Raw genomic sequence first — 23965 nt, forward strand, 5'->3', positions numbered from 1 at the left:
TGATACCAATGGACACCCTCGGGTGTCCGTTTTTTTATTCTGGCGGGAGTGGGCTATAGGGGGCTCAGTGCAAGTTGGTGGCTCTCTTTTTTTAGCTTTTTGGTCAGCGAGATAGCACGCCGCGCTCAGTACAAAAATCGCGACCAATCCCGATAGTCCCTGTTGATGGCCTCTCCTAGACTGGCGGCGAAACATCACAAGAAGACAATCATCATGCAGATTCAAGCAAACACCGTCGGCACACAGGCCGTCGCTCACCACAGTGATGCAACCACAGGGGTTGGCCGGATGGGCCAGCTGGAGGCACGTCAGGTTGCCACCGGACAAGATGCGATCTTGCTGGGCAACCGCAGCGAACCGCAGAAAGGGCAGGGGCTGCTCTCGCGATTGGGGGCCCAACTGGCCCGTCCGTTCGTGGCCATCAAAGAGTGGATTGGCAACTTGCTGGGGAGCGGCAAGAGTGCCGCTGCGCCGAAGGCGCAAACCGCCACGTCCCCCGAGGATCTTCAGCGCCTGATGAAGCAGGCTGCATTTGGTAGCTCGCTGGGTGGCTTTGCCAAGGCGGATGTATTGAACAACATCGCCGCCGAACAACTGGGCAAGGAGCACGCCACTCTGGCGACCGGCAACGGCCCACTGCGCTCTCTCTGCACCGCGTTGCAGGCTGTTGTCGTCGGCTCCCAGCAGCCTGAACTCCGGGAGTTGGCTGCCGGGCTGCTGGCCCGCCCCATCGCCGGTATCCCGCTCCAGCAGTGGGGCACTGTTGGGGGCAAGGTGACCGACCTGCTCGCCAGCGCCACCTCCGAACTGCTGCAGGAGGCGATGAGCCAGCTGCACACCGCGATGGGTGAAGTGGCCGACCTGCAGCGGGCCGTCAAGGCTGAAATCGCTGGTGAACCGGCGCAAAGCGCGGCCACAACAGCGGATGCGGTGCCCGTCCAAAGCGGTGAAAGCAAAGGTGCTGCTCGCGAACAGGTCGCCATGGCGCGGCAGACCCCGGCCACCGGCTACAAGCTGGCGCTGGATCTTATCAGCTATCAGGCCAGCTACCTGCTGCGGGATCAAACCTCGACCGAGGTGACCCTGAGCAGCAGCGATCTCAATGCCCTGCATCAACACATTGCCGATGGCTCCATCAACAGTTCCCACATGGCCAAGTTGCAGACCCGCGGCGATCTGCAAACCCTGCGTACTCTGGCGCTCTCGCTGGCCAGCGGCAGCGACGCCAAGGACTCTTCTCTTGGTCATGCCCTCGATAGTCTCGCCTCGGCGCGCCCCAACCAGCGGTTGGTGCTGGGCGGCCTGATGCAGTTTGCCGGTCAGACCGAGCAGGCGTGGGTGGACCATACCGCGCTCAAGCCGCGAGAGGAGCGGCTCGATGCCGGGGCGCGACTGCGCTTTGACACCGGCCATATGCAGGCGGAGCTGGGGCGTCTCGGCGACAGCGAGGCACGGCAGGTGCTGCAACAGCTGGAAGGGGCTTTTGGTGATCGGGCCAGGGCTGTCTGCGACTTCGCGGTGGCTCAGGTCTCCGGCTTTGCCGATAGCGAAAGCAGTCCTGAGGCCGTGCTGGTCTCCCGCCTGACCCGCATGGGCAATCTGGTGGGCAGCCTGACCGATGCGCTCAAGGAGCGGCTGCAACTGCCCGGGTCCGCCCGTGGCGAGCCGACCATGATCGACTCCGCCAGCCAGCTGACGCCGCTCGAACTGGCTGCGCTGGCCCATATCGGTGTCGATGAGAGCTATTTGTAAACCGTCAGTACACAGCCCCTCGGGGCAAGGTGATATGACATAAAAACGGACACCCTCGGGTGTCCGTTCTCTTATTCAGGCGGGAGTCGGCTGAGGGGGTCAGTGTATGCCGACATGGCTTAGAGGCTGGCGAAATCTACTTCCGGCAGGTTTTCAAAGCCGGGGTGGGCAAACAGATAGCCCTGCATCAGGCTGACGCCCATCTCCCGCAGGCAGGCCATTTCTTCGCGGGTTTCGATCCCCTCCGCCAGCGGGGTGATCTGCAACTCGGCAAGCAGGGCCAGACAGTGGCGCACTATGGCTTGCCGAGTCGGGTCATGGTCGATGCCGCGCAGCAGGTGCATATCGAGCTTGACGATGTTGGGGTGAAAATCGGCCAGCAGGTTGAGGCCCGAGTAACCGGCGCCAAAGTCATCGATCGCCGTTTTGAAGCCAAGCGCCTGATAGTGATCGACGATACCGCGAAGATGCTGGCTATCCTGCACCTGCTCCACCTCGGTCAGCTCGAACATGATCTGCTCAATGGGGAAGTGGTGCTCGCGGGCCGCCTGCAGGGTGGTGCGGATGCAGCGCTCCGGGCGATAGACCGCGTTTGGCAGAAAATTGATGCTCAGCATCCCCTTCATCCCGAGCCGGGCGGCCAGCGCGATGGCCTTGATCCGGCACAGTTGATCGAAACGGTAGCGGTTGTCGTCGTTGACCCGGGCAATCACGCTCTGCGCGGGTTCGTTGTTGATCCCCCGCACCAGCGCCTCGTAGCCGAAGACGGTACGCTGGCTGCAATCGACGATGGGCTGAAAGGCCATGGTGAAGTCGAAGTCGAGTTCTGCTTTCTCCTGACACAGCTGGCAGGTGGCGGGGGACGGGGCGGCAGGTATATCCATGACTCTCCTCTTGGGGCGTGGCGGCGCTGGGGACTGTCTCAAATGATAACAGCTCATCTCCCCCTGCAGAGGTAATTCCTTGGATTGGGCAGGGGGTGGGAAGCTGATTGCACGGGAAAGCCGGGGCCATGATGGATTCGACAATGACAGATCAATACCAAGCAGCATACTCCGCAGGCCTCCGTGTCGTCCCGTAGGTTCGATTAGCGCAGCGTAATCGGACGAACGATAGGCTTTGATTACGGTTGTTGCCGTGAAGCAGGATCGGCCAGCGGCCAGCCGGAGGGGAAATTCGGCTGGTCGTTATGGCTGGATAATTAATTTATGCAAACATCCAATTACGTCTACCGGCTAATAAATAATTACGGATTAACAGGATCCAGATTTTGGAAGAAGTTGAATAGCCTTTTAATTGAATCAAGAATTTGGGTCTCCTGATTAACTTTATCTTCCCATGACTCACCAAAACTTGCGTAAAGGTGAATGTTATTTCTTTTTCCTAGGAGACGGTCTAAATCTGCCACTACACCAGAAATTTCATTTGAGAAAACACCATGATTTTTCCACGAGTGAACAACTGTGCCGAAGGTTCTATGTTTGGGGTCTTTTTTCATTAAAGACCTGATCTTTCTATTCTCAGCATGCGATCTCATTGCGCATTCAATAATTGATGAACCAACCGAAATACAACTGGAAATGGCTCCTGCTCGTGCAGACAATACTAGTTTAGATGGGGTGAACCAAGTTTCTCTTTGGGCTAATGGGTGTGACCAACTTTGAACTCTTCCAACGATCATATCATTTAGAAAATCATAGTATTGATGTGCTTCTGCAACGGCATTTATTGCATCTTGGTTAGGAAGTTTTTGCCAGATTTCTCTTAGCTCCCCCAAACTGTAAAATTCATATTAATCATTTGAAAAGTCAAAATATCTTGCCATGAAAATAACCCTTGCTAGTTAATTTTTAATTTCATTTAAGCAGCATGTATTTTTAGTCGCTAGAAAAACATTTTACTGCTGGCTTTGTAAAAAGGAAGGCTAATATAGTTTTAATGTGTTCTTGATCAAGAATTTACTTTTTTCATGATTACGACAACGCAAACGTCATATTACGCTCGGTTACTAATTTAACCTACGAGTTAGTGTGGATCAGTTCAATGTTTTTTAATCATATAATTGATTTTTTTGTCTCTCCGTGTTTAATAGCAATAGATGATACCTCATCTGCAGCTATTAGAGTTAACCATTTTAGAAGGAGCTATGTAATGGTTCGGTTTTCAGTGCTTTTAATGACCGCAAGTTTGATTATTTCCCCTGCATATGCAGTTCCTAATATATGGAAAGGCGAATTTGGACAGGGCTTTTTAGCGCTAAACATTAATAATGAATCAGGGGATGAGTTCACCATTATGTGTGATCTTGGTTATACAGAAACAGGTGAAAAAACATCGGCTAGCTTTAGACTAGGAAATGGAAATGATTTATCTCCATCATCTAACAATAAAGTGGAGATTGTTGTTGATGGAGATTCATACCTTATCCCAGAAGGAGTTGGGTTCAGAAGTGGAGACATTGCATGGGAGCAATTTATCCATGTCATTAACACTGCAAGTAACTTCGATATATATGTAAATGACAAAATGATGGCCAGTTTTAATCCAACGCCACAAAGTACGAAGAAAGAACTTGCTGATCTCAGTCAATGTACTTATCGACCAATAGATAGCTAGTATTATAAAGTTTTATGGATATTATTAACTTCATATGGGGTAGATGGAGTTAAAATGTTTTTTGTTCATCTCCGTTTTTTATAAAAACGGCACCAAGAGGTGCCGTTTTTAATATCACTTACTCAACTCAAATCACTGCAGCAGAGAGATATCCGCGACTTGCAGGAACAGGTTGCGCAGGTTGTTCAGCAGTGCCAGACGGTTGGCCTTGAGGGCTTCGTCGTCGGCCATCACCATCACTTCATTGAAGAAGGTGTCGACCGGCTCGCGCAGGGCGGCCAGACGGGTGAGGGCTGCCTGATAGTCACCGGCGGCGAACAGCGGGGCCAGTTCGGCTTGCAGTTCGGCAACCTGGGTGGCCAGCGCCTTCTCGGCGGCATCGACCAGCAGTTCCGGTTTGACGGCAGTCGGCAACTCGCCTTCGACCTTGGCCAGAATGTTGCTCACGCGCTTGTTGGCGGCAGCCAGTGCCAGGGCGGCATCCAGGGTGCGGAAGTGGCTGACGGCCTTGACGCGACGATCGAAGTCGAGCGGACGGGTCGGGCGGCGGGCCAGTACGGCCAGCACCACGTCGGCACCGATGCCTTCGTCCTGATAGGCGGCGCGGAAGCGGCCCAGCATAAAGTCGACCACGTCGGTAACGACGGTTTTGTTGGTCAGCTTGTCGCCGTAGACGCGTACCGCTTCTTCAACCAGTTCAACCAGATCCAAGTCCAGCTGTTTCTCGGTCATGATGCGAAGGGCACCGATGGCGGCGCGACGCAGGGCGAACGGGTCCTTGTCACCCTTCGGCAGCATGCCGATGCCGAAGATACCGGCCAGGGTGTCGAACTTGTCGGCCAGCGCGACGGCGCAGGCAACCAGACCGGACGGCAGGGCATCACCGGCAAAGCGCGGCATGTACTGCTCGTTGAGGGCCACTGCCACTGCTTCGTCTTCGCCATCGTGACGGGCGTAGTGCATCCCCATGACACCCTGGGTGTCGGTGAACTCGCCGACCATGTTGGTCATCAGGTCACACTTGGAGAGCAGACCGGCACGCTTGGCTTGAGCCACATCGGCACCGATGCGCTCGGCGATAAAGCCGGCAACGGTCTCGATGCGCTCGACCTTGGCCTTGACGGTGCCCAGCTGTTGCTGGAACAGCACGGTTTCAAGGCGCGGCAGGCGGGAGGCCAGGGTCTGCTTGAGGTCGGTCTTGAAGAAGAACTCGGCGTCAGAGAGACGGGGGCGAACCACCTTCTCGTTGCCGCTGATGATCTGGCTCGGGTCTTTGGACTCGATGTTGGTGACAAAGATGAACTTCGGCAGCAGCTTGCCGTTCTTGTCGTAGACCGGGAAGTACTTCTGGTCACCCTTCATGGTGTGCACCAGCGCCTCAGCCGGAACGGCCAGGAACTTCTCTTCGAAGTTGGCGGTCAGCACTACCGGCCACTCGACCAGTGCGGTCACTTCTTCCAGCAGGGCATCGTCCAGATCGGCCACGCCACCGAAGGCGGCAGCAGCCGCTTCGACGTCAGCCTTGATCTTGGCCTTGCGCGCCATGAAGTCGGCAATCACCATGCCGCGCTCCTGCAGGATCTGCGGGTACTGGCTGGCGTTGTCGATGGTGAACTCGCTCTCGCCCATAAAGCGGTGACCGCGGATGGTGCGGGCAGAGTCGATACCCAGAATGTGGGCGGGCACCAGCTCGCCATCCAGCAGCAGGGTCACGGTGAAGACCGGACGCACGAACTGGATGGTCTTGTCACCCCAGCGCATCATTTTCGGGATGGGCAGTTTGGCCAGTGCCTGGCTAACCAGCTCACCCAGCAGATCGACGGCCGGACGGCCTTCGACCTTGGCGGTGTGAACCAGCCACTCGCCCTTGTCGGTGACCAGACGCTCGGCCTGCTCAACGGTGATGCCGTTGCCACGGGCCCAGCCTTCTGCAGCCTTGGTCGGCTTGCCTTCGGCATCGAACGCCTGCGCCACGGCCGGGCCGCGCTTTTCGACGCTCTTGCTCGGCTGTTCGCCGGCCAGCTCGCTTACCTTCAGCGCCAGACGGCGCGGTGAGGCAAACCACTCGACGTCGCCGAAGGCCAGATCGGCCTTGGTCAGTTCGGCTTTGAAGTTGTCGGCAAAGGCTTCGGCCAGGGAGCGCAGGGCTTTGGGCGGCAGCTCAGCAGTACCGATCTCTACCAGAAATGTATGTTGTGCCATGTCCGTTCCTTAACCTTGCTTGTTCTCACTGCGCTGACACATCGGGAAGCCCAGCGCTTCGCGGGAGGCGTAGTATGCCTCTGCCACGGCCTTGGTCAGGGTGCGAATGCGCAGGATGTAGCGCTGACGCTCGGTGACCGAGATGGCCTTGCGGGCATCCAGCAGGTTGAAGGAGTGAGCGGCTTTGAGGATGCGCTCGTAGGCAGGCAGCGGCAGCGGTTTTTCCAGTGCCAGCAGGTTCTGGGCTTCCTTCTCGTACTGCTCGAAGCAGTGGAACAGGAACTCCACATCGGCGTGTTCGAAGTTGTAGGTGGATTGCTCCACTTCGTTCTGGTGGAACACGTCGCCGTAGGTGGTCTTGCCCAGCGGGCCATCAGACCAGACCAGATCGTAGACGCTGTCCACGCCCTGAATGTACATGGCCAGACGCTCGAGACCGTAGGTGATCTCGCCGGTGACCGGCTTGCACTCGAGGCCGCCGACCTGCTGGAAGTAGGTGAACTGGGTCACTTCCATGCCGTTCAGCCACACTTCCCAACCCAGACCCCAGGCACCCAGAGTCGGGTTTTCCCAGTTGTCTTCCACGAAGCGGATGTCGTGGATCTCGGGATCCATGCCCAGCTCTTTCAGGGAGCCCAGATAGAGTTCCTGAATGTTGTCGGGGGAAGGCTTGATGATCACCTGGAACTGGTAGTAGTGCTGCAGGCGGTTCGGGTTTTCACCGTAGCGGCCGTCAGTGGGACGGCGGGACGGTTGCACGTAAGCGCAGGCGATGGGCTCCGGGCCCAGGGCACGCAGACAGGTCATGGGGTGGGAAGTACCGGCACCCACTTCCATATCCAGCGGCTGAATGATGGTACAGCCCTGGCGGGACCAATAGTCCTGCAGCTGCAGGATCAGGCCCTGAAAGGTTTTGACATCGAATTTTTGCATAATTTTTTTCGCGCGAAGTGAAAATCAGAGCAAGATTTGCTGAATGTGAACCGGGGGAGTATACCGTCTGGCATGGTCGGATAATAGGCGAAATTGCAGCGGATTCGCGGGATGGTGCTGCGCCCTGGCTGGTCGGGCGGGATGTCCGGTATATGATGTGAGCAGTGCCGCCTGCAGAGTGGGCAGGGTCGGGCAAACCGCTGAAATAACGAGGGAGAGGAAATGGAACTGCGCTGCGCCTGGGTGACCAAAGACCCGGAATACATTGAATACCATGACAAACAGTGGGGCAGGCCGGTCTATGACTCGCGCGAGCTGTTTGCCAAGCTCTGCCTCGACGGCCAGCAGGCGGGGCTGTCGTGGATCACCATCCTCAAGCGCACCGAGAGCTATTACCGCGCCTATGCGGACTTTGATCCGGTGCAGATTGCCCGCTTCGACGAGCAGGATGTAGAGCGGCTGATGCAGGACACCGGCATTATCCGCAACCGGCTCAAGGTGCAGTCGATCATCAGAAATGCCCGCGCTTATCTGGCGTTGCAGGAGCAGGGGATCGACTTCGCCGCCTACCTGTGGGGCTTTGTTGGCGGCGCCCCCATCGTCAACCAGCGGCAGGGCAATGGCGACATTCCGGCGACTTCGCCGGAGTCGGATGCCATGTCGAAAGCGCTCAAGAAGCTCGGCTTCAACTTCGTCGGCAGCACCATCTGTTACGCCTTTATGCAGGCGGTGGGGATGGTGAACGATCATCTGGTCAGCTGTCCTTGCTACGCCGAGTGTCAGTTACCGCGCTGACAACCCTTCGATTGCCCAAAAAAACACCGCTCTCGCCATCTGTTCAGGCTTGCGTCAGACAATGGCGTGCCAGCGCGTTACAATCCGGCCCCCGGCATGGTGCCGGATTGTTTTCACAGAGGTTTTTTCATGCGAGCCAAGATCCTGGTGCCTGCTCTGGCACTGACCGTTGCCCTGAGCGGCTGTACCACCAACCCCTACACAGGTGAATCCCAGACCTCCAAAGGTGCCTGGGGCGCGCTGGCTGGCGCCGCTGCCGGTGCGGCCGTAGGTGCGCTCTCCTCCAGCAAGGGTGACCGCAAGAAGGGCATCCTGACCGGCGTTGCTGCCGGCGCGGCCCTGGGTGGCGGTATCGGCTACTACATGGACGTGCAGGAAGCCAAGCTGCGCGAGAAGCTGCAGGGTACCGGCGTCAGCGTGACCCGCAATGGCAATGAGCTGATCCTCAACATGCCGAACAACGTGACCTTCGACAGCTCCAGCTCCCAGCTGAAAGCGGCCGGTGCCAACACCCTCTCCGGTGTGGCCATGGTCGTTGCCGAGTTCGACAAGACCCGCCTGAACGTGGTCGGTCACACCGACAGTACCGGTTCCCGCGACCTGAACATGAAGCTCTCCCGCGATCGTGCCGATGCCGTTGCCGCCCAGCTGATTGGTCAGGGCGTAGCAGGTAGCCGCATCTCCACCACCGGCGTGGGCCCGGATCAGCCGGTTGCTACCAACAGCACCGCCGCTGGCAAAGCCCAGAACCGCCGCGTGACCATTACCCTGACCCCGACCGCCTAAGTCGTTCAGGTTTCGGTAACGAAAAGGCCCCGCCAGTAATGGCGGGGCCTTTCTATTGGCGCCGTGGCGAGCAATGACGCCTTGTTGTTTGCTCCCTTCTCCCCTCGTGGGAGAAGGGGCGGGGATGAGGGGGATAAGCGCCTCTTAGACCGCCGCTGTCAGCTGCACTTCGACCTTGTAGCCTTCGTGGGCCAGGCGGGCCTGTACACAGGCTCTAACCGGTGCGGTGCCAGCCGGGATCCAGGCATCCCACTGCTCGTTGAAGGTCGCGATGTCCTGAATGTCTTTGAGATAGATATTGGCCATCAGGATCTTGTCGACGCCGGAGCCGTTGGCTTCCAGCAGGCGCTGCAGGCTTGCCAGCACTTCGCGGGTCTGCTGGTGGATGTCGGCCTCTTCGCTGACGGGCACTTCCACCACGTAGAGGGTGCCATTGTGGATGACCACGTCTGACCAACGCTGGGTGGTGCCGATTCGGGTAATGGTTGTCATGGAGTGCTCCGGTACGGGGGCTTATTGACCCTTGCGGATCAGATAGCGGTAGGGGGCCTGCTCTGTCTCGCTGGCGACCAGGGTGTGATCCATAAAGCGGCAGAAACTGGGGATGTCGCGGGTGGTTGAAGGATCGTCGGCACTGACCAGCAGGGTCTCGCCATCCGCCATCAGCCGCACTTTCTTGCGAACCATCATAACGGGTTCCGGGCAACGAAGCCCGATTGCGTCCAACTTGTGAGTTGCGCCGCAGAATAAATCACTCATCTATTATCAACCTTCAACCTATTCGGCTGCCAATGATACTCAGGGCTAAAAAATAATCAAACAAACGCCCCATCAACCAGCATATGTAACCGAAATGTTATTCAGCCCTATCCAGCTTGCGCCGGACGAGTAATATAAAAATTGAACCATATTCAACAAGGAGGTGAATATGCAGGTCTCCTACGGCAGATTACAAGCCTATGCAGGCATGGGGTTCTTGTCCTTCGCCATGATAGTGATGGGCAGCCCGATCGGGAACACCGGTACCTGGTTCGGCTCCATGGTGATGGTCGGGTTGGGGCTCTGGATCGAGCTCAGCGATTACTATGACGAGGATGAGGACGAGAACGATCAATCCTGAATCGGATGACGATTCAACAACAAAGGCGGAGCAATTCCGCCTTTGTCATTTCTGCCGTTTGGCAATGTGCCCGGATCAGCGGGTCGAGCGCATCGCCCGCTCCAGATGCAGCGCCGTCAGCTCCGGGTTGGCCTTGGGGTCGTTGAAGAAGTTGCTCAGCACATCGAGGATCGCCTGCCGCATATTGGTCGGCGTCGCCATCCCTTCCGCCATGCTGGGCAGCAGGTTGTCCTGCTTTTCCGCCAGCAGGAAATCCTGATAGGAGCGGACGGCGCAGCGGTCGAACTTGCTCATGTCGGGATTGGTCAGAGCAGGAATAGACCCCTTCACCCGATTGAACTCCTCCTGGAATTGCGGCGTCATCAGCAGCTGGGCCAGATCCCCCTGCGCCTGCAGCTGGGCCGGATCCCGCTGTTTGAACATGGCGATGGAGTCGAGGTTGTAGCTGAACAGTCCGGCGCTGCCCGGGCTCGGCAGGCAGGCGATATCCTCACCCGGCCGGTAGTTACCGGCGCTCAGCTCCCCCTTCACCCAGTCCCCCATCACCTGCATGGCGGCGCCACCGCTCTCCAGCAGGTTGGTGGCCTGATGCCACTTCAGACCGGCGTATTTTTGCGGCACATAGGCGCGCAGCTGCTGAAAACGAGTCAACACCCGCACCATGTCGGGGCCGGTCAGGGTGGCGCTGTCCTGCTCGAGGAACGCCTTGCGATAGAATTCTTTACCGCCCTCACCGAGCGCCACCGTTTCAAACAACACTGCCAGCTGCCAGGGCTCGTTGCCGATGGCGAGCGGAGTGATGCCCCGTTTTTTAAGCTGGTTGGCGACGGTGACAAACTGGGCCCAGTCGGTGGGTGGAGTCAGCTTGTTGCGCTCGAAGATCTTGCGGTTTAGCCACAGCCAGTTGACCCGGTGGATGCCGGTGGGCACCGCCATCAGGGCGCCATTCTGGCTGAGGGTGGCCCGTACCATGGGCGGCATCTGGCTGTACCAGCCGAGGTGTTCGGCCATGGGGGTGAGATCGCGCAGGAAGCCGAGCCCGGCCCACTCCTTGAGTTCATAGCCCTTGAGGTGAGCTGCTTCGGGCGGGTTGGCCGCCAGTGCCCGGCTCTTCAATACCGTCATGGCACTCTTGCCGCCGCCGCCCTGCACTGCAAAGTCGTTCCACTGGTTGCCCTGTTTGGTCCACTCGGATTTGAGCACTTCGACCGCTTTCGCTTCGCCGCCGGAGGTCCACCAGTGCAGCACTTCCACCTGGGAGGCGGCAACGGGAGCAGAGAGCAGGGCGATGACAGAAAAAGACAACCACTTCATAAGGTTACTGCCTTGGTAGGGAGAGCGTGGCCTGCAGGCCACCTTGCGGACGGTTTTCCAGCACCAGATCGCCACCGTGGGCGTGGGCAATGTTGCGGGCGATGCCAAGGCCGAGGCCGGTGCCGGCCTGATCGGTACTGAGCCGGTAATAGGGTTCGAAAATGCGCTCGAACTGATCGTCCGGCAGGCCGGGGCCCTCATCCATGATGAAGAGGATCAGCATCTCCTCGTCATCCATGATGATGATGCGCACCCGCTGGCCGTACTTGATGCCGTTGTCTACCAGATTGCCGATGCAGCGCTTGAGCGCCAGCAGCTTGCCGCGGTAGGGCCACTTGCAGTGGCCTTCGATGGTCAGCCGCTCGTCGTGCAGGTTCATCGACTCCGCCATCTGTTCAAGCAGGGCGTTGATGTCGATCTCCTCGATATTCTCGTGAATGTCGGTCTCTTTGACCGTCTGCAGCGCCCCTTTCACCATCAGCTCCAGCTCGTCGAGATCCTTGTTGAACTTGGCGATTTGCACCTCGTCGTCGAGCAGTTCGACCCGCAGTCGCAGTCGGGTGATGGGGGTCTTGAGGTCGTGGGAGATGGAGCTGAACAGCCGCTCTCTATCGTCGATATAACGGCGAATGCGGTGCTGCATGATGTTGAAGGCGCGGGTGGCCGCCACGATTTCCGATGCTCCTTCCTCTTTGAGCGAAGGCTGATCGATATCCTTGCCGAGATTCACCGCCGCCTTGGCGAGACGGCGCAGCGGGCGGGTCTGCCAGCGCACCAGCATAAAGGTGAAGAAGCAGAGGAACACCGTCATCAGGGCGATGAAACGCACCTGGTTGCTTGGCATGACGGTGTCATCCAGCGTCATGTAGGGCGCGGGCAGCAGGGCCGCCAGATAGAGCCACTCCCCCTTTTCAATCTCGATCTGGGTAACCAGCACCGGTGGATTGAGCGGTTCCAGCGACAGGGTGTAACGGGCCCAGGAGGAGGGGAGATCTGCCAGCAAGGTGTCGTTGTTGAAGACATGGAGGTCATCGGGTCGGGAGAAATCCACCTTGATCGCCATGGCGTCGGAGAGCTTGCGGGTCAGCACTCCCTGAACCTCTTCCAGCACCTGCGTCTTGCGTTCGCTGTCGGGGATGGCGTTGATGTGTATCTCTTCCTCGTTGAGCGAGACGAAGAAGCGGCTGCCCCCCATGTTGCGCAGCTGGTCCAGCGCGATATGGCGATACTGCAGCGGCAGGGATTTGAAGAAGTTGACGGTGGAAGCGGCAGACATGGCGAGGTTGCGGGTGGTGCTGAGCATCCCCTCCAGCTCCCGCTTCTGGATCTGCTGCATCCAGATGCCGGTCAGAATGGTCTGGGAGAGCAGGATGGCCAGCAACAACAGCAGGATCATCCGTGACAACAGGGAGCGGGGCACCAGCGCCCCCCAGGACCACTTGTTGCTCATGGCAGCTCGTGCACCTCGGCAATCAGCATGTAACCACTGCCGCGAATGGTCTTGATGATGCGCGGGCTCTTGCCGTTGTCGCCCAGCTTCTGGCGCAGGCGGCTGATCTGCACGTCGATACCGCGCTCCATCGGCAGGCTTTCGCGGCCGCGGGTGGCATCCGAGATGGTGTCGCGATCCAGCACCACGCCGGGCTGTTGCAGGAACATGCCGAGCAGCATGGCATCGCTGCCGGAGAGGTCCAGCAGGCTGCCATCGTCATGGGTCAACTGGTGGCTCAGAGTGTCGAGGGTCCACTCGGCAAAACGCAGGCGGCGGCTCGGCTCTTTCTCTTTTTCCGGCTGGCGGAATTCGGCGCGGCGCAGCAGCGCCTTGATGCGGGCCTGCAGTTCACGGGGGCTGAACGGCTTGGCGATATAGTCGTCGGCGCCGAGTTCCAGGCCGATTACCCGATCCGCTTCGTCGGAGGCGGCGGTCAGCATGATGATGGGCACCTGGGAGTCACGACGGATCTGCTGGCAGAGGGTAAAACCGTCCTCGCCGGGCATCATGATGTCCAGAATAATCAGGTCCGGGCTGTGCTGGGCGAGTTGCTGGCGCATCTCATTGCCCTCCGCCGCCGTCAATACCTGAAAGCCCGCCCGAGTCAGGTACTCATTGAGCAGCTCGCGGATCTCTTGGTCGTCATCGACGATCAGCAGTTGTTTGCTCATTGACATATGTATGTGCATCCACCCATTTTTTTGTGCAGATTGAACCTGTCGGGGGAGTAAAAAGCAAGCAAGCCCCCCATCTAATGTGAGGTTTAAGGCAATAACAGCCTATTGATAAGATTAAAACGAAAAAAGGCCGACCCAAACGGGACGGCCAACAGACAGCTTCTGACCACTGACGAGCACCCCGTGTGGCGATCGTCACAGACTTGAAAAGGGGCCAGTCAGACTGGCCCCGAAAAGGGACAACTCTCAGTAGTGCATCCCGTCGATCCGGCTGGTTATCACACCCGTTCAAACACGGTGGCGATGCCCTGACCCAGACCGATACACATGGTGGCAACCCCCAGGGTGGCATCCTTCTCCTCCATCAGATTGATGAGGGTGGTGGAGATGCGGGCGCCGGAGCAGCCGAGGGGGTGGCCCAGCGCAATGGCGCCGCCGTTCAGGTTCACCTTCTCGTCCACCAGGTCCTGCAGACCCAGATCCTTCACGCAGGGCAGGGACTGGGCGGCAAACGCCTCGTTCAGCTCGAACAGGTCGATATCACCGACAGTCAGACCGGCACGCTTGAGCGCCTTCTGGGTGGCCGGCACCGGGCCGTAACCCATGATGGCGGCGTCACAGCCAGCGATGGCCATGGCACGTACCTTGGCGCGCGGCGTGAGGCCGAGGGCCTTGGCGCGATCCGCGCTCATCACCAGCATGGCGGCGGCGCCATCTGACAGCGCCGAGGAGCTGCCGGCGGTGACGGTGCCGTTGACCGGGTCAAACACCGGGCGCAGCTGGCTCAGGGTTTCGATCGTGGTCTCCGGGCGGATCACCTCGTCGTAGTCGTAGAAGAAGCGCGCGCCGCTGGCGTCATGGCCTTCCAGCCCGACGATCTCCTTGGCAAAACGTCCTTCCACTGTGGCGGCGTGAGCGCGGCGGTGGGAGCGGGCGGCAAATTCGTCCTGCTGCTGACGACTGATGCCGTGCAGCTTGCCGAGCATCTCGGCGGTCAGCCCCATCATGCCGGAGGCTTTCGCCACCGACTTGGCCATGCCGGGATGGAAGTCAACGCCGTGGCTCATCGGCACGTGACCCATGTGCTCGACGCCGCCGATGATGAAGATATCCCCGTCACCCACCTGAATGGCGCGGGAGGCGTCGTGCAGCGCCTGCATGGAGGAGCCACACAGGCGGTTGACGGTAACCGCCCCTACCTGCTTCGGAATGCCGGCCAGCAGCGCGGCGTTGCGGGCGATGTTGAAGCCCTGCTCCAGGGTCTGCTGCACGCAGCCCCAGTAGATATCCTCGATCTCGTTCGGGTCGAGGTTGGGGTTGCGCAGCAGGATGGATTTCATCAGGTGCGCGGACAGATCTTCTGCACGCACGTTGCGGAAGGCGCCGCCCTTGGACCGGCCCATCGGGGTCCGGATACAGTCGACAATGACTACGTCTTTCATGAATGGATCTCCTTTCCGCAATCAGTAGAAGGTTTTGCCTTGGGCGGCCATCTCGCGTAAGCGGTCGCTGACGCGGTAGAGCGGGCCCAAGTCGGCATACTGGTCGGCCATGGCCACGTAGCGATCCAGACCGATAGTGTCCAGATAGCGGAACACGCCGCCGCGGAAAGGAGGGAAGCCCAGACCGTAGACCAGTGCGATGTCGGCTTCGGCTGGCGTGGCGACAATGCCCTCTTCCAGACAGAGCACCACCTCGTTGATCATCGGGATCATCATGCGGGCGATGATGGCGTCCTTGTCGAAATCCTGTTTCGGCTTGGCAATGGGAGCCAGCAGCTCGTAGCTGGCGGCGTCGGCCACCTTCTTCGGCTTGCCCTTCTTGTCCTGCTCGTAGGCGTAGAAGCCCTTGCCGTTCTTCTGACCGAAGCGGTTCACTTCGTACATCACGTCGATGGCGGTGCGGCCTTCCTTGCTCATCCGCGCCGGGAAGCCTTGCGCCATCACGTCACCGGCATGGTGACCGGTGTCGATGCCGACCACGTCCAGCAGGTAGGCGGGGCCCATGGGCCAGCCGAACTCCTTCTCCATCACCTTGTCGACGGCCGCGAAGTCGGCGCCATCGGCGACCAGCTTGTTGAAGCCGAAGAAGTAGGGGAACAGCACGCGGTTGACGAAGAAGCCAGGGCAGTCGTTGACCACCACCGGGGACTTGCCCATGGCGGCGGCGTAGGCCACCACGCGGTTGATGGTTTCATCGGAGGTTTGCTCGCCGCGGATGATCTCCACCAGTGGCATGCGGTGCACCGGGTTGAAGAAGTGCATGCCGCAGAAGTTCTGCGGGCGCTTCAGTCCCTTGGCCAGCAGGGAGATGGGGATGGTGGAGGTGTTGCTGGCGAGCACGGCGTCTTCGCCAATGATCCCTTCCACTTCGCCCAGTACGGCGGCTTTCACCTTGGGATTCTCGACCACGGCTTCGACCACCACATCCACATGCTTGACGTTGTCATAGCTGAGGGTCGGGGTAATGGCGGAGAGCACCTGGCCCATCTTGATGCCGTCGATGCGGCCCTTTTCGAGCTGGCCGTTGAGCAGCTTGGTGGCTTCGCCCATGCCAAGTGCCAGCGCCTTCTCGTTGATATCCTTCATCACCGCCGGAATGCCCTTGCTGGCAGACTGGTAGGCGATGCCGCCACCCATGATGCCGGCACCCAGTACGGCGGCGTGGCCGGTGGCCTTGCTTGCCTGCTTGGCCGCCTTCTTGGCCAGCGCCTTGATGTGCTGATCGTTCAGGAAGATCCCGACCAGTGCCTTGGCGACATCGGTTTTGGCCAGCTTGATAAAGCCTTGTGCCTCGACGACCAGCGCTTCGTCACGGCCCATGCCTGCGGCGGCCTCGACGGTTTTCACCGCGGTCATAGGCGCCGGATAGTGTTTACCCGCCACGGCGGCAACCATGCCGGCGGCGGTGGTGAAGCTCATCATGGCTTCCAGTTTGGAGAGGCGCAGCGGGGCTTTCTTGGCGGCACGACGGCTCTGCCAGTCCAGCTTGCCCGCGATGGCGTCCTTGATCATCTGCAGCGCAGCGCTCTGCAGTGCGTCCGGGGCGACCACGGCGTCGATGGCGCCCACCTTGAGGGCGTCATCGGCACGGTAATCCTTGCCGGTGGTGATCCACTCAAGCGCGTTGTCGGCGCCGATCACTCGCGGCAGACGGACTGTGCCGCCAAAGCCCGGCATGATGCCGAGTTTGGTCTCGGGCAGGCCAATCTTGGCGCTGGTGTCAGCCAGACGGAAGTCGGTGGAGAGAATGGTCTCGCAGCCGCCGCCCAGAGCGTGTCCCTTGATGGCGGAGAGGGTCGGAACCGGCAAATCTTCGATGGCGTTGAAGATGTCGTTGGCCTTTCTCAGCCAGCCGAGCAGATCTTCTTGCGGCAGATCGAACAGTTCCAGGAATTCGGTAATGTCGGCACCGACGATAAAGGCGTCTTTGCCGGAGGTGAGGATCAGACCTTTTAGTTCACGTTCTTGTTGTAATGCGGCGATCGCTTCGCTCAGGGAGAGCAGGGTAGCGCGATCCAGCTTGTTGACTGAACCCGGGGCATCAAACCTCAGCTCGGCTATGCCGTTTTCGAGGTAGCTGACCGACAGGGTTTCGCCTTGGTAGATCATGAGAGTGTCTCCTTGTTCCCACTCAGTGGGGAGTGGTGCTCCTTAATCCCCAGCAGGGGGCGAGGCTCACTATTGATCCAAAAGGAGACATTTTCAACACCTATTTAAAACATTTGTTTAACAGATCTCGAGTAAAAGCTCTTCATCACAAAACAGGCAAAAGAGAGGCGCCTTGCGGCGCCCCGGATAGATGTGAGTTTGTTATCAACTGGCCAGTTCCGGCCGGTTGCGATACTGGTTCAGCACCTCGGGATCGGCGAGGGCATGGGTGTTGTTGACCGGCCGGTTGTGTACCACTTCACGCACCGCCAGTTCGACGATCTTGCCGGACTTGGTGCGGGGGATGGCATCCACCTGCAGGATGCGGGCGGGCACGTGGCGGGCGGTGCAGTGCTGCTTTATTTGCTGGCGGATCCGCTCGCGCAGCGGCTCATCCAGCTTGCAGCCCGCCTTGAGCTTGACGAACAGCACCACCCGCTCGTCCTGCTGCCACTGCTGGCCGATGACGATGCTCTCTTCCACTTCGTCGAGCTGTTCGACGTAGCGATAGATCTCGCTGGTGCCGATGCGCACACCGCCCGGGTTGAGGGTGGCGTCGGAGCGGCCATAGAACAGAATGCCGCCGGTCGGGGTCAACTCGATCCAGTCGCCGTGGCACCAGATGTTGTCGAACCGCTCGAAGTAGGCGGCGTGGTACTTGTCGCCATTTTCGTCGCCCCAGAAGTAGATGGGCTGGGCCGGGAACGGCTTGGTGCAGACCAGCTCGCCCTTCTCCCCCTGCACCGGCTGGCCCGCTTCGTTGAACACCTGCACCGCGAGACCGAGGCCACGCCCCTGGCTCTCGCCGCGATAGACGGGGCTGAGCGGGTTGCCGATGACGAAGCAGGAGCAGATATCGGTGCCGCCGGAGATGGAGCTGAGCTGCACATCCTGCTTTATCTGCTGGTAGACGTAGTCGAACCCCTCCGGCGACAGCACGGAGCCGGTACTGCAGATCAATCGCAAGTGCGGCAAATCGTGGCTCTTGATGGGAGCATAACCTTGCTTGTGCAGCGCATCGAGATACTTGGCCGAGGTGCCGAACAAGCTGACCTGCTCGTCGCGGGCCAGATCCCACAGCACATTGCCATCCGGATAAAACGGCGAGCCGTCATAGAGCACCAGGGTGGCGCCGGAGGCGAGGGCGCTCACCAGCCAGTTCCACATCATCCAGCCGCAGGTGGTGAAGTAGAAGATCCGCTCCCCCGGCTTGATGTCGCAGTGCAGCTGGTGCTCTTTCAGATGTTGCAGCAGGGTACCGCCGATGCCGTGCACGATGCACTTGGGTTTGCCAGTGGTGCCGGATGAATAGAGGATATAGAGCGGGTCATTGAAGGCCATCGGCTCGAACTGGAGGCTGGCGTCCGGCTGGCTCGCCAGCACTTGTTGCCAGTCGTGACCAAGCTGCAGCGGGTTGCCGAGCAGGGGGATCATCACCGTCTGCTCTATGCTGCCGATCTGGCTCACCACGCTGGCGACCTTCTGTTGAATGTCGATAGCTTTGCCGTTGTAGCGATAGCCATCCACCGCAAACAGCACCCGTGGCCTGGTCTGGCCGAAGCGCTCCACCACACTGGCCTCGCCAAAGTCGGGGCTGGTGGAGGTCCAGATCGCCCCGAGGCTGGTGGTTGCCAGCATGGCAACCACGGTGTCCGGAATATTGGGCAGATAGGCGGCGACCACATCGCCACGACCAATCCCCTGATGACGCAGCCACTGAGCCAGCCGGGCAACCTGATCACTCAGTTCACCCCAGCTCAGAGTACGGCTTGGACCCCCTTCGATGCGGGAGATGATGGCCGGGCTCTCGTCCTGACGGCGCAGCAGGTTTTCGGCGAAGTTGAGGCGGCTATCGGGGAACCAGCGGGTGCGCTGCATATCCTGACGGTTTTCCGCCACTATGTTGCCGAGCTCGCCTTTGACGCCGCAGTGCTGCCATACCAGCGGCCAGAAACGGGTGGTCTTCTCCACCGACCATTGATAAAGCTGCGGGTAGTTCTGCAACTGCAAGCCGTGGAAACGGTTCACCTCCGCCATAAAACGGTAGAGGTTGGATTGCTGCATCCCGAGCGGATCCGGTTGCCACAGGCAGAGGTTGTCCATGAGTAATCCCTGACTTCATGTATCTACCGGCAGTGTATTGAATTGTTTTTGATTTGTTAATGATTGGTTTTGTGTTGATAACAAACATGTTTGTAACGTATGCGTTACCTCACGAAGCGGCAGCTTGACGGGTCGAGCCGCCAAGCGCTTGATGTTATGCTGCAATCACATTCACCTCGGAGCAGGACGCCATGAGCAGCTACAGCCAACTTTTTGCCCAGCACCTCGATACCTTGCAGCAGCGCACCCGCGACATTCTGCAACAACAGGGGCTCAGCGGACTGGCCATCCACTCCGGCCAGACTCACCGCATCTTCCTCGATGATCAGGATTACCCGTTCAAGGTAAACCCCCACTTCAAGGCCTGGTTGCCGGTGCTGGACAATCCCCACTGCTGGCTGCTGGTAGACGGGGTGAACAAACCGGTATTGCTGTTCTACCGCCCGGTTGATTTCTGGCACAAAGTAGCGGATCTGCCCAATGCCTTCTGGGTTGAGTTCTTCGATATCCGTTTCCTGACCCGGCCGGAACAGGTGGCCGACCATCTACCTGCCAACAAGCAGGAGTGGGCCTATCTGGGCGGTCATCTGGAAGTGGCCGAGCTGCTGGGGCTGACCCAGCCCAATCCGGAGGCGGTGCTCAACTACCTGCACTATCACCGCGCCTACAAGACCCCCTACGAGCTGGAGTGTCTTCGTGAGGCGAACCGGATCGGGGTACGCGGCCATATCGCCGCCAAGGACTCCTTTATGGCGGGGGCGAGCGAGTTCGAGATCAATCTGGCCTACATGAAAGCGGTCGGCCAGGGAGCCAATGAGGCGCCCTACGGCAATATCGTCGCCATCAACCGCAATGCAGCCATCCTTCACTACACCCATTTGTCCGCCGTGCGGGTGCCCGATGCGGAACGTCACTCCTTCCTGATCGATGCGGGTGTCGATTTTCACGGTTATGCCTCCGACATCACCCGCACCTGGGCTTGGCGGCGCGGCGAGTTCGCCGATCTGATTGCAGCCCTCGACGAGCAGCAGCAGGAGATCATCAAGGAGATCAAACCGGGACGCCGCTACAGCGAGCTGCACCTGCAGATGCACCACAAGCTGGCGCGCCTGCTGCAAGCGACCGAGCTGGTGGACATGTCGGTGGACGAGATGATCAACACCGGAGTGACCAACGTCTTCTTCCCTCACGGCCTCGGCCATTTCCTCGGTTTACAGGTACACGATGCGGGTGGTTTCATGCAGGATGAGCGCGGCACCCACTTGGCGGCGCCCGAGCTGTTCCCCTATCTGCGCTGCACCCGGGTGATGGAGGTGGGTCAGGTGTTCACCATCGAGCCGGGCCTCTACTTCATCGACAGTTTGCTGGAGCCGCTGCGTCAGGGCGAACAGGGCAAGCGGGTCAACTGGAACAAGGTGGAGGCGCTGCGTCCGTTCGGCGGCATCCGCATCGAAGACAACGTGGTGCTGCACGCCAACGGGGTGGAGAACATGACCAGACAAGCAGGACTCTGATGGCGGCTGCGTACTCCATTCCGGCTGCCCCGCTGGAGTTGGCCGAAGAGATAAAGAAGAGTCGCTTCATTACCCTGATCGCCCACACCCCGACCGTCGAGGCGGCCAAGGGGTGGGTCAACGAGATCAAACGCCAACATCCGGCCGCGCGCCACCACTGCTGGGCCTTTGTGGCGGGCGCGCCGCAAGATAGCCAGGTCTATGGCTTCAGCGATGATGGCGAACCGTCCGGTACGGCGGGCAAGCCGATCCTGGCCCAGTTGATGGGCTCGGGGCTCGGTGAAATCTGTGCCGTGGTGGTGCGTTACTACGGCGGCATCCAGCTTGGCACCGGTGGACTGGTCAAAGCCTATGGAGGCGGCGTCGGTGCCGCCCTCAAGCAGCTGCCTACCCTGCTTAAGGTGCCGCGCACTCCCTCTCTCATTCACTGCGATTACGGTGACATGGGGACGGTCGAGTCGCTGATCAGCAGCCATAATGGCGAATTGCTGGCGGCCGATTACGGTCAGCAGGTCACCTTGCAGGTGGCGTGGGAGTCCTCAGTTTGGGCTCAGGTGGACCGTGAATTGACCGACCGGACTCATGGGCGGGTATCCCTCAGCCCCTTAGATGGCTAGAATCCATCGCTCTTTAATTGGGGAAAGGGAGCTGTAATGCACATCCTGAGCATTATTCGCATTGTTGGCCTGCTGGTTGCGCTGTTCAGCTCGACCATGCTGTTGCCTGCACTGGTGGCCTTTGGCTATCGGGATGGTGGTGGTGCCGAGTTCGTCAGCTCTTTTCTGATCGCCCTGCTGCTCGGCGTGGTGCTCTGGTTTCCCAATCGCTATCACAAGAAGGAGATGCGCTCGAAAGAGGGCTTTCTGATTGTGGTGCTGTTCTGGACCGTGTTGGGCAGTGTGGGGGCGGTGCCCTTCATCATGAGCGATGTGCCGGACATGTCGGTCTCGGAGGCCTTCTTCGAATCTTTCTCCGGCCTGACCACCACAGGCGCAACAGTACTGACCGGGCTCGATAATCTGCCCAAGGCGTTTCTGTTCTATCGCCAGTTGCTGCAGTGGCTGGGAGGGATGGGGATCATCGTACTGGCGGTGGCCATTTTGCCACTGCTGGGGATCGGGGGCATGCAGCTCTATCGCGCCGAGATCCCGGGGCCGGTGAAGGATACCAAGGTGACGCCGCGCATCGCCGAAACGGCCAAGGCGCTCTGGTTCATCTATCTGCTGCTGACCGCGCTCTGTGCGCTGGCCTACTGGCTCGCCGGAATGACGCTGTTCGATGCGGTGTGCCATTCGTTCTCGACTCTGTCGGTCGGTGGCTTCTCCACTCACGATGCCAGCATCGGATTCTTCAACAGTCCGGTCATCAACCTGATTACCGTGGTGTTCCTGCTGCTGGCCAGCGTGAACTTTGCGCTCCACTTTACCGTTTTCTCTCACCGTCCGGTTCGGATCGGGCGCTATCTCTATGACTCGGAACTCAAGGTGTTCCTGGCCATTCAGGCGACCCTGGTGATGATCTGCTTTGTCGCCTTGCTGACCCACGGACACTACGCCACCTGGCAAGAGGCGCTCAACCACGGATTGTTCCAGGCGGTCTCTCTGGGTACCACCACCGGTTACAGCACCACTACCTATGCCGACTGGCCCTCGTTCCTGCCCATGCTGCTGATGTTCTCCGCCTTTATCGGCTGTTGCGCAGGCAGTACCGGCGGCGGTATCAAGGTGATGCGTTTCATGATCCTGTTCATGCAGGGGATGCGCGAGTTGAAGCGGTTGGTTCACCCCAGAGCCATCTATACCTTGAAGCTGGGGAATCGGGCGGTGCCCGAGCGCATCGTCGAGGCGGTGTGGGGCTACTTCGCCACCTATATTATTCTCTTCTTTATGTTCATGCTGCTGTTGCTGATGACGGGGTTGAACGAAGTGACCGCATTCACCGCTGTGGCTGCGGCTTTCACCAACGTAGGTCCGGGTTTGGGAGAGGTATCAGCCAACTTCGGCAATATCTCGCCGGCGGCCCAGTGGGTGCTGGTGGTGGCCATGTTGTTTGGCCGATTGGAAATTTTCACGCTTCTGGTACTGTTTACTCCTGCATTCTGGCGTAGTTGAGGTTGTTATGGACAAGATTCTGGTGCTTTATTCCTCTCGGGATGGCCAAACCCGCAAAATAGTCGATGTCATGCTGGAGCAGATGCCGGGATGCGAAGTGGTGATGCACGACCTACACACCTTGCCGATGTGCAACCTCAGCAAGTATGCCAAGGTCTTGATCGGAGCTTCTATCCGTTATGGCAACTTCCACCCCAGCCTGTTCAGCTTTATTCACGCTCATCAGGAGCAGCTGGAGGTGGCCAATGCGGCCTTCTTCTGTGTCAACCTGACGGCCCGCAAGCCAGAGAAGCAGACACCGCAAACCAATGCTTATATGAAGAAGTTCCTGCGCCTCTCTCCCTGGAAGCCGAAAACCCTGGGTGTGTTTGCCGGTGCGCTGCAGTACTCCCGCTATAACTGGTGGCAGACGCGCATCATCCAGCTGATCATGAAGATTACCGGTGGCAGTACCGACACCAGTAAGGACATTGAATTTACCGATTGGGAAAAGGTGCGCAGCTTTGCCCGCGAATTCTGGTCAAAAAGGTAGCTGCGTGATGTGAATTCAGGGTTTCTTGCCCGAAACAGCCCCGCCGATGCGGGGCTTTTGTTTAATAAAACAACGGTTGAACCGGAAAACTGTAAAAAGTGCTATTTTTTGCAGTTTTCCTCTTGTCATCCCGGCACGGCTCCCTATAATGCGCCCCTACCAGCACGGCGGAACACGCCGAACTGATGAGCTAGCTTCCTAGCGAAGTGGGCGCCGAAAGAAAAGCGAAAACAATCGCTTGACTTTCGAAGTGAGAAGCGTAATATGCGCCTCCTCAACGCGACAAGCGTGACGCTCTTTAACAATTTGAATCAAGCAATCTGTGTGGGCACTCACAGCATCGAACATCAAAACAATTTTTGATTTTC

The 23965-nt window shown here is 58.9% G+C and carries 21 protein-coding genes; 9 read left to right on the forward strand and 12 right to left on the reverse strand.

Annotation, left to right across the window (positions count from 1 at the left end; all coding sequences use genetic code 11):
• The first annotated feature begins 213 nt into the window (after positions 1–213).
• Entirely contained in the window at positions 214–1752 is a 1539-nt protein-coding gene (locus ACB040_RS15995) for an ADP-ribosyltransferase (protein WP_371155535.1), read from the forward strand.
• A gap of 119 nt (positions 1753–1871) precedes the next feature.
• On the opposite strand, the gene ACB040_RS16000 is transcribed toward ACB040_RS15995, so the two are convergent.
• Both ACB040_RS16000 and ACB040_RS16005 read right to left on the reverse strand, forming a co-directional pair.
• Positions 1872–2636: an EAL domain-containing protein gene (locus ACB040_RS16000; protein WP_371155533.1), complete on the reverse strand. Its 765-nt coding sequence runs from the start codon at positions 2634–2636 to the stop codon at positions 1872–1874.
• 362 nt (positions 2637–2998) lie between these two features.
• Positions 2999–3529 carry a hypothetical protein gene (locus ACB040_RS16005; RefSeq protein ID WP_371155531.1) on the reverse strand — a complete coding sequence of 177 codons (531 nt, stop codon included), beginning with the start codon at positions 3527–3529 and terminating at the stop codon, positions 2999–3001.
• Positions 3530–3795: 266 nt separating this feature from the next.
• Here ACB040_RS16005 and ACB040_RS16010 point away from each other — a divergent pair, with 266 nt between their 5' ends.
• Positions 3796–4368: a hypothetical protein gene (locus ACB040_RS16010; RefSeq protein WP_371155529.1), complete on the forward strand. Its 573-nt coding sequence runs from the start codon at positions 3796–3798 to the stop codon at positions 4366–4368.
• A 132-nt stretch (positions 4369–4500) separates the two neighbouring features.
• On the opposite strand, the gene glyS is transcribed toward ACB040_RS16010, so the two are convergent.
• Positions 4501–6570, reverse strand: a complete 2070-nt coding sequence (glyS, locus tag ACB040_RS16015; RefSeq protein ID WP_021229264.1) for a glycine--tRNA ligase subunit beta — start codon at positions 6568–6570, stop codon at positions 4501–4503.
• Positions 6571–6579: 9 nt separating this feature from the next.
• Positions 6580–7503, reverse strand: coding sequence for a glycine--tRNA ligase subunit alpha (gene glyQ / locus ACB040_RS16020; RefSeq protein ID WP_005339464.1), 924 nt, complete (start codon positions 7501–7503; stop codon positions 6580–6582).
• 222 nt (positions 7504–7725) lie between these two features.
• On the opposite strand from glyQ, the gene ACB040_RS16025 reads away from it, so the two are divergent.
• A complete protein-coding gene (locus ACB040_RS16025) occupies positions 7726–8298 on the forward strand; it encodes a DNA-3-methyladenine glycosylase I (protein WP_338773138.1) in 573 nt (190 codons plus the stop codon).
• A 129-nt stretch (positions 8299–8427) separates the two neighbouring features.
• Positions 8428–9084: an OmpA family lipoprotein gene (locus ACB040_RS16030; protein ID WP_005339468.1), complete on the forward strand. Its 657-nt coding sequence runs from the start codon at positions 8428–8430 to the stop codon at positions 9082–9084.
• A 144-nt stretch (positions 9085–9228) separates the two neighbouring features.
• Here the strand turns inward: ACB040_RS16030 and ACB040_RS16035 are convergent, their stop codons facing one another.
• Together ACB040_RS16035 and tusA are read right to left on the reverse strand one after the other, a co-directional pair.
• Positions 9229–9576: a RidA family protein gene (locus tag ACB040_RS16035; RefSeq protein ID WP_252413403.1), complete on the reverse strand. Its 348-nt coding sequence runs from the start codon at positions 9574–9576 to the stop codon at positions 9229–9231.
• Between the two features lie 21 nt (positions 9577–9597).
• Positions 9598–9843, reverse strand: coding sequence for a sulfurtransferase TusA (tusA, locus tag ACB040_RS16040; protein WP_274161380.1), 246 nt, complete (start codon positions 9841–9843; stop codon positions 9598–9600).
• A gap of 169 nt (positions 9844–10012) precedes the next feature.
• Between tusA and ACB040_RS16045 the strand changes: the two genes are divergently transcribed.
• Complete coding sequence (locus tag ACB040_RS16045) at positions 10013–10204, forward strand: hypothetical protein (protein WP_005339471.1); 192 nt, start codon at positions 10013–10015, stop codon at positions 10202–10204.
• Positions 10205–10279: 75 nt separating this feature from the next.
• Here ACB040_RS16045 and ACB040_RS16050 read toward each other — a convergent pair whose 3' ends face one another.
• The 6 genes from ACB040_RS16050 to ACB040_RS16075 form a co-directional block, all read right to left on the reverse strand.
• Positions 10280–11518, reverse strand: a complete 1239-nt coding sequence (locus ACB040_RS16050; RefSeq protein WP_338773135.1) for an ABC transporter substrate-binding protein — start codon at positions 11516–11518, stop codon at positions 10280–10282.
• 4 nt (positions 11519–11522) lie between these two features.
• A complete protein-coding gene (locus ACB040_RS16055; protein ID WP_005339474.1) occupies positions 11523–12968 on the reverse strand; it encodes an ATP-binding protein in 1446 nt (481 codons plus the stop codon).
• Complete coding sequence (locus ACB040_RS16060) at positions 12965–13687, reverse strand: response regulator (RefSeq protein ID WP_005339475.1); 723 nt, start codon at positions 13685–13687, stop codon at positions 12965–12967. Before ACB040_RS16060 ends, ACB040_RS16055 begins: the two co-directional genes overlap by 4 nt.
• A 278-nt stretch (positions 13688–13965) precedes the next feature.
• On the reverse strand, positions 13966–15129 hold the full coding sequence (fadA, locus tag ACB040_RS16065; RefSeq protein WP_265346694.1) for an acetyl-CoA C-acyltransferase FadA: 1164 nt from the start codon (positions 15127–15129) through the stop codon (positions 13966–13968).
• A 21-nt stretch (positions 15130–15150) separates the two neighbouring features.
• The gene (gene fadB / locus ACB040_RS16070; RefSeq protein WP_371155523.1) at positions 15151–17298 is read right to left on the reverse strand and encodes a fatty acid oxidation complex subunit alpha FadB; all 2148 of its coding nucleotides are present in this window, start codon (positions 17296–17298) and stop codon (positions 15151–15153) included.
• 204 nt (positions 17299–17502) lie between these two features.
• Positions 17503–19440: an acetoacetate--CoA ligase gene (locus ACB040_RS16075; protein WP_371155521.1), complete on the reverse strand. Its 1938-nt coding sequence runs from the start codon at positions 19438–19440 to the stop codon at positions 17503–17505.
• Between the two features lie 191 nt (positions 19441–19631).
• Here ACB040_RS16075 and pepQ point away from each other — a divergent pair, with 191 nt between their 5' ends.
• The 4 genes from pepQ to hemG are packed head-to-tail and all read left to right on the forward strand — an operon-like array spanning position 19632 to position 23597.
• Positions 19632–20954, forward strand: coding sequence for a Xaa-Pro dipeptidase (pepQ, locus tag ACB040_RS16080; RefSeq protein ID WP_129504971.1), 1323 nt, complete (start codon positions 19632–19634; stop codon positions 20952–20954).
• Positions 20954–21571, forward strand: a complete 618-nt coding sequence (locus ACB040_RS16085) for a YigZ family protein (protein ID WP_371155519.1) — start codon at positions 20954–20956, stop codon at positions 21569–21571. Before pepQ ends, ACB040_RS16085 begins: the two co-directional genes overlap by 1 nt.
• 36 nt (positions 21572–21607) lie before the next feature.
• Complete coding sequence (locus tag ACB040_RS16090; protein ID WP_371155517.1) at positions 21608–23065, forward strand: TrkH family potassium uptake protein; 1458 nt, start codon at positions 21608–21610, stop codon at positions 23063–23065.
• 7 nt (positions 23066–23072) lie between these two features.
• Positions 23073–23597, forward strand: coding sequence for a menaquinone-dependent protoporphyrinogen IX dehydrogenase (hemG, locus tag ACB040_RS16095; RefSeq protein ID WP_005339483.1), 525 nt, complete (start codon positions 23073–23075; stop codon positions 23595–23597).
• Positions 23598–23965: the final 368 nt, after the last annotated feature.

Origin of the sequence: Aeromonas sp. S11(2024), assembly GCF_041402345.1 — a bacterium.
In the GTDB taxonomy this organism is placed as follows: Bacteria; Pseudomonadota; Gammaproteobacteria; order Enterobacterales; family Aeromonadaceae; genus Aeromonas; species Aeromonas veronii.